This is a genomic window from Pseudomonas sp. BF-RE-22, assembly GCF_019956155.1.
Lineage (GTDB): Bacteria > Pseudomonadota > Gammaproteobacteria > Pseudomonadales > Pseudomonadaceae > Aquipseudomonas > Aquipseudomonas migulae.
Genome location: NZ_JAHBDD010000079.1, coordinates 1 through 4,639 on the forward strand (window position 1 = coordinate 1; position 4,639 = coordinate 4,639).

At 61.5% G+C, this 4,639-nt stretch carries 3 protein-coding genes; 1 reads left to right on the forward strand and 2 read right to left on the reverse strand.

Going from position 1 to position 4,639, the window contains the following annotated elements:
- Window positions 1–36 precede the first annotated feature (36 nt).
- Window positions 37–1,713 (reverse strand): MFS transporter, encoded by a 1,677-nt coding sequence (locus KGA82_RS27145; RefSeq protein ID WP_223453169.1) that lies wholly within the window; start codon window positions 1,711–1,713, stop codon window positions 37–39.
- 216 nt (window positions 1,714–1,929) lie between these two features.
- On the opposite strand from KGA82_RS27145, the gene KGA82_RS27150 reads away from it, so the two are divergent.
- Window positions 1,930–2,694, forward strand: a complete 765-nt coding sequence (locus tag KGA82_RS27150) for an alpha/beta fold hydrolase (protein ID WP_223453170.1) — start codon at window positions 1,930–1,932, stop codon at window positions 2,692–2,694.
- A 33-nt stretch (window positions 2,695–2,727) separates the two neighbouring features.
- On the opposite strand, the gene KGA82_RS27155 is transcribed toward KGA82_RS27150, so the two are convergent.
- Complete coding sequence (locus tag KGA82_RS27155; RefSeq protein WP_223453171.1) at window positions 2,728–4,386, reverse strand: tetratricopeptide repeat protein; 1,659 nt, start codon at window positions 4,384–4,386, stop codon at window positions 2,728–2,730.
- Window positions 4,387–4,639 lie beyond the last annotated feature (253 nt).

A 4,639-nucleotide genomic window follows, 5' to 3' on the forward strand; every position in this document is an offset into this window, starting at 1 on the left:
GGATATGCCCACCCAATCCCAAAAACCCTCCCAACCCTAGGTGTGATGAATCTCCCGATCCTTGGTTTCCGGCAAAAAGAACGTCCCAAGAATAGCCGTCATCACCGCAATCACGATCGGATACCAAAGCCCGTAGTAGATATCCCCCGTGGCCGCGACCATGGCAAACGCAACCGTCGGCAGGAAGCCGCCAAACCAGCCATTGCCAATGTGGTACGGCAACGACATCGAGGTGTAGCGGATACGCGCCGGGAACAGTTCCACCAGCCACGCCGCGATAGGGCCATAGACCATGGTCACGTAGATCACCAGGATGGTCAGCAGCAACAACACCATCGGGTAATTGGTCTTCGCCGGGTCAGCCTTCTCAGGGTAACCGGCGTCCTTGAGCGCGGTGCCAAGGGTGGCGACGAAGGCATCGTTGCGGGTCTTGAAGTCGGCGGCCGGCATGCCGGTGCCCTCGAAGCTCTCGACCACTTTGCCGCCAATGCGAACCTGCGCAACGGTGCCCGGCTCGGCTTTTTCGTTGATGTAGGGGATGGCTTTCTTCGCCAGTACCGTCTTGGCAAGGTCACAGGAACTGGTGAATTTGGCTTTGCCCACCGGGTCGAACTGGAACGAACACTGGTCTGGATCAGCGACCACCGTGACCGGGTTTTTCGCCTGTGCCGCGAACACGTCGGGGTTACCGTACTGGGTCAACGCATGGAAGATCGGGAAGTAAGTCACCGCCGCGAGAATACAACCGGCCATGATGATGCCCTTGCGGCCGATGCGGTCAGACAGGCTGCCGAATATCACGAAGAACGGCGTGCCGATCAGCAGCGAACCGGCGATCAGCAGGTTGGCGGTCTGCGGGTCGATCTTGAGCATTTGCAGGAGGAAGAACAGCGCATAGAACTGCCCGGTGTACCAGACAACAGCCTGGCCGGCAGTACCACCGAGCAGCGCCATGATCACAATTTTGAGGTTTTCCCAACGGGCGAAGGATTCGGTCAGCGGCGCTTTGGACGACTTGCCCTCGGCCTTCATTTTCACGAACACCGGCGATTCGCTGAGTTGCAGGCGGATGTACACCGAGATGATCAGCAGCAGGATCGACAGCAGAAACGGTATCCGCCAGCCCCAGGCCTCGAACGCTTCCGTACCGAGAACGGTGCGGCAGGCGAGGATCACCAGCAGCGACAGGAACAGACCGAGGGTCGCGGTGGTTTGAATCCACGAAGTGAAATAGCCGCGCTTGCCCTTCGGCGCATGCTCCGCGACGTAGGTCGCCGCCCCGCCGTACTCACCGCCCAACGCCAGGCCTTGCAGCAGTCGCAAGGTGATCAGGATGATCGGCGCCGCGACGCCGATGGTCGCGTAGCCGGGCAGAAACCCGACGATGGCGGTGGAGATACCCATAATGACAATGGTGATCAGGAAGGTGTGCTTGCGTCCGATCATGTCGCCCAGTCGCCCAAACACAATCGCGCCGAAAGGCCGCACGGCAAACCCCGCAGCGAACGCGAGCAGCGCGAAGATGAAGGCGGTTGTCTCGTTGACGCCGGCAAAGAAGTGCTTGGCGATGATCGCGGCGAGAGAGCCGTAAAGGTAGAAGTCGTACCATTCGAACACGGTGCCCAGGGACGAGGCGAAGATGACCTTGCGCTCCTCCCTGGTGATCCCGTGGTTGGGCACGTTGCCCGTGGTGGTGTTGTCGATTGCGGCCATGAGTCTTCTCCGTCTTGCTCTTGTTGTAGGCCGGAGCACCTCACTAGCATCGTCGCACCCAGGCCCTGGGGCTGAAGTCATCGGACTACGGAATGCACAAAGCCTGGCAACAGGCTGACCGCCTCACATCACTGCAAGGTTTCATGAAGCATAATCACCTTCGTGCAGATATCCACTCGCCAGCCTGCAAACCCTCAAATACGCGGAGAACCCGCCATGAATCAGCGCAAAACCGGCTACGCCCCCGTCAACGGCCTGCGGATCTATTTCGAGATTCACGGCGCAGCGCACCCCACGCGACCGCCCCTCGTCCTGCTGCATGGCGGCGGCGACACCCTTGAAACCTCATTCGGTCAGATCCTGCCGGTGCTGGCGGCTGAGCGTCAGGTCATTGCCATTGAACAACAGGGTTATGGGCACACAGCGGACATCGTCGACCGTCCATTCAGCTTCGAGCAATCCGCGGACGACACGGCGGCACTGCTCGCGTATCTGCACATCGGGCGAGCGGACCTGTTCGGTTTCAGCAATGGCGGCACCATCGCCTTGCAGGTGGCGATCAGGCATCCGGACGTCGTGCGCAAAATCGTGGCGGCGTCGGCGCTGGTCAATCGCGACGGTGCCTATCCATGGCTCTGGGAAGCGATGGCCAACGCCACGCTGGAGAACATGCCGCCAGAGTTGCAGGAGGCGTACCTCAAGGTCGCGCCGCAGCCCGGCAATCTGCGGCTGATGCATGACAAGGCAGCCCGGCGTATGCGCGACTTCAAGGACATCCCCGACGACGATATCCGCCGCATCACCGCGCCGACATTGGTAGTGGTCGGCGATGCGGACGTCATCCGCCCCGAACATGCCGTGCAGATGTTCCGGCGCCTGGCACACGCGCAGCTTGCCGTGCTCCCCGGCACCGATCACATGCAGATGACCACGCGCACCGAATGGCTGGTGCCGATGATCGACGCGTTTCTCGATGCCTGAAAACGGGCATCGTGACGCCCGTTTTCAGAGGGCTCAGCCCTGACAGCAGCGCGCCCCGACACGGCAAAAACAGGAGGCGGTGATTTCCACATCGGCCCGCGCCATGGCCAGATCGAGGCGGGTTCGCGCCGCCGCGGCTTCGGCGTCCCGCCCCAAACGTTTCAGGCATTCCACATAACCGTGGAGGCTCCAGACATTGTCCAGATGCCAGGACGCACGGCTCAGCGTATCGTCCAGCCCCAGATCGGCCCGGTAGGCCTGCAAGGCTTCTTCCACCCGCCCCTGCTCCAGCAGCAACGCACCCAGCGCGTGTCGCACCGGTTGCATCCAGCCCCATGGCTCGTCGTACGGCAAGTTGTCGTCCAGTGACTGCGCCTCGCGCAGGTGAGCGAACGCGCTGTCGTAGGTGCCTTTTCGGTACTCGATTTCCCCGTGCAGCATGGCGCCGGCCACCGCCAGGATGTCAGTGCATTTATTGTTGAAGAGGTAACGCGTTGGCGGCACGCGGGTCAGCGCATTGATGAACAGCCGTTGTTCGGCTTGCGCGGCGGCAATATGCCCGTTGGCCGCGTGCGCCACGCCTCTGGCGTAATGCAGCATCGCGGTGGTCACGCAGTACAGTTCCTGGTCATTGGGTAATGGAGTGGCGAGGATGTCCTGCCATTTGCCGAAGCGGATCTGCACATGGACCTTCATTGACACGAAGCTTTCCAGCCAGTCGGCCATGGGCGGTTGTTCGACGCGCAGCAGTTCTTCCTTGATGGTCGACATCAGCTCTTCGGCGGCGTCCAGCGCCGGTTGGTATTGCCCAAGGAACATCGCCGAGTAGAGTTTGAAGTGGTAGTTGTGGCATCGGTACAGGGTGTAGAAGTTGAGCGGCCCTTCCCGCTCCAGGAATTTGCGGTCGGCCAGGATCGCTTGGCTATTGGTGTTCATGGCCCCACGGTAATCGCCGCAGAGCACGTCGATGTGCGACGGCATGTGGCGCAGGTGCCCGGCGTCCGGCACCAGGTCGCGCAGAACATCGGCGGCGCGCAACGCTCGTTCGGGATGGGGTGACATTTCCAGGGTGTGGACGTACATGTGCAGCACGCCGGGGTGCGGCGCACCGCCCAGTGCCTGCTCCAGCACAGCCAGCGCTTCGAGGGTGTCGGCGCCCGGCGCGGGTTCACCGGTTTTCAGATCCCACAACAGCCAGGGTGTGCGGTCAATCAAGGCTTCGGCAAACAGCGCCGCCACATCGGGATCGTCGGGAAAGGCTTTATAGACATCGCGCATCGACGCCGCGTAGGCATCGTTCCAGGTGAATAGTTGTTCAACACTGTCGGCAGCGTCGGCCTGATAGCGTTGCTCAAGCGCCCGGATCAGCGCTTGTTCCACCGGTTTGGCACCGTCGCAATGCGCCAGCGCAGTACGCGTCGCCAGTCGGGCCTGGGCGACGGCGTCTTTCAACTCCTGTTCGATAAACGCGTCCCAGCGCTTGTTGTAGTTGGGGCCGCTGGCATAGGCGATTCCCCAGTAGGCCATCGCGCAATCGTGGTCGTGCTCGATCGCCTTGCGGAAACAGCGGATGGATTCATCGTGGTTGTAGCCGTAGCACCACAATAATCCGCGGTCGAACCAAAGCTGAGCCTGTGGCGAACGTGTCGTTACGGGGCGGCTGTAGGTGCCCAAATCGTAATAGTCGTGCATCGGTTTACCCTCTCGATCAGAGCCTGGAACCTCGCAGAAAACGCCTCACGGCCTGACTTGCCGGAGACCGTCGATAGTTCGGGAGATCCAGCATACCCCGGCTGCTCCGGCCGGGCGGTGCAGCCGACGACAGGCTGGCGACATGGGTTTCCCCGGATATTCCGCTCACCCGAGATCCTGTAGGAGCCGGCTTGCTGCGGGCGGCGTTCCGACGATGGTGTGTCAGCTAAAGAATTGTCGACTGACACACCAT

What these genes read in the sequence shown, in the direction of transcription:
- KGA82_RS27145 (WP_223453169.1), bottom strand. Translation starts at nt 1,713, where the DNA reads ATGGCCGCAATCGACAACACCACCACGGGCAACGTGCCCAACCACGGG.
- KGA82_RS27150 (WP_223453170.1), top strand. Translation starts at nt 1,930, where the DNA reads ATGAATCAGCGCAAAACCGGCTACGCCCCCGTCAACGGCCTGCGGATC.
- KGA82_RS27155 (WP_223453171.1), bottom strand. Translation starts at nt 4,386, where the DNA reads ATGCACGACTATTACGATTTGGGCACCTACAGCCGCCCCGTAACGACA.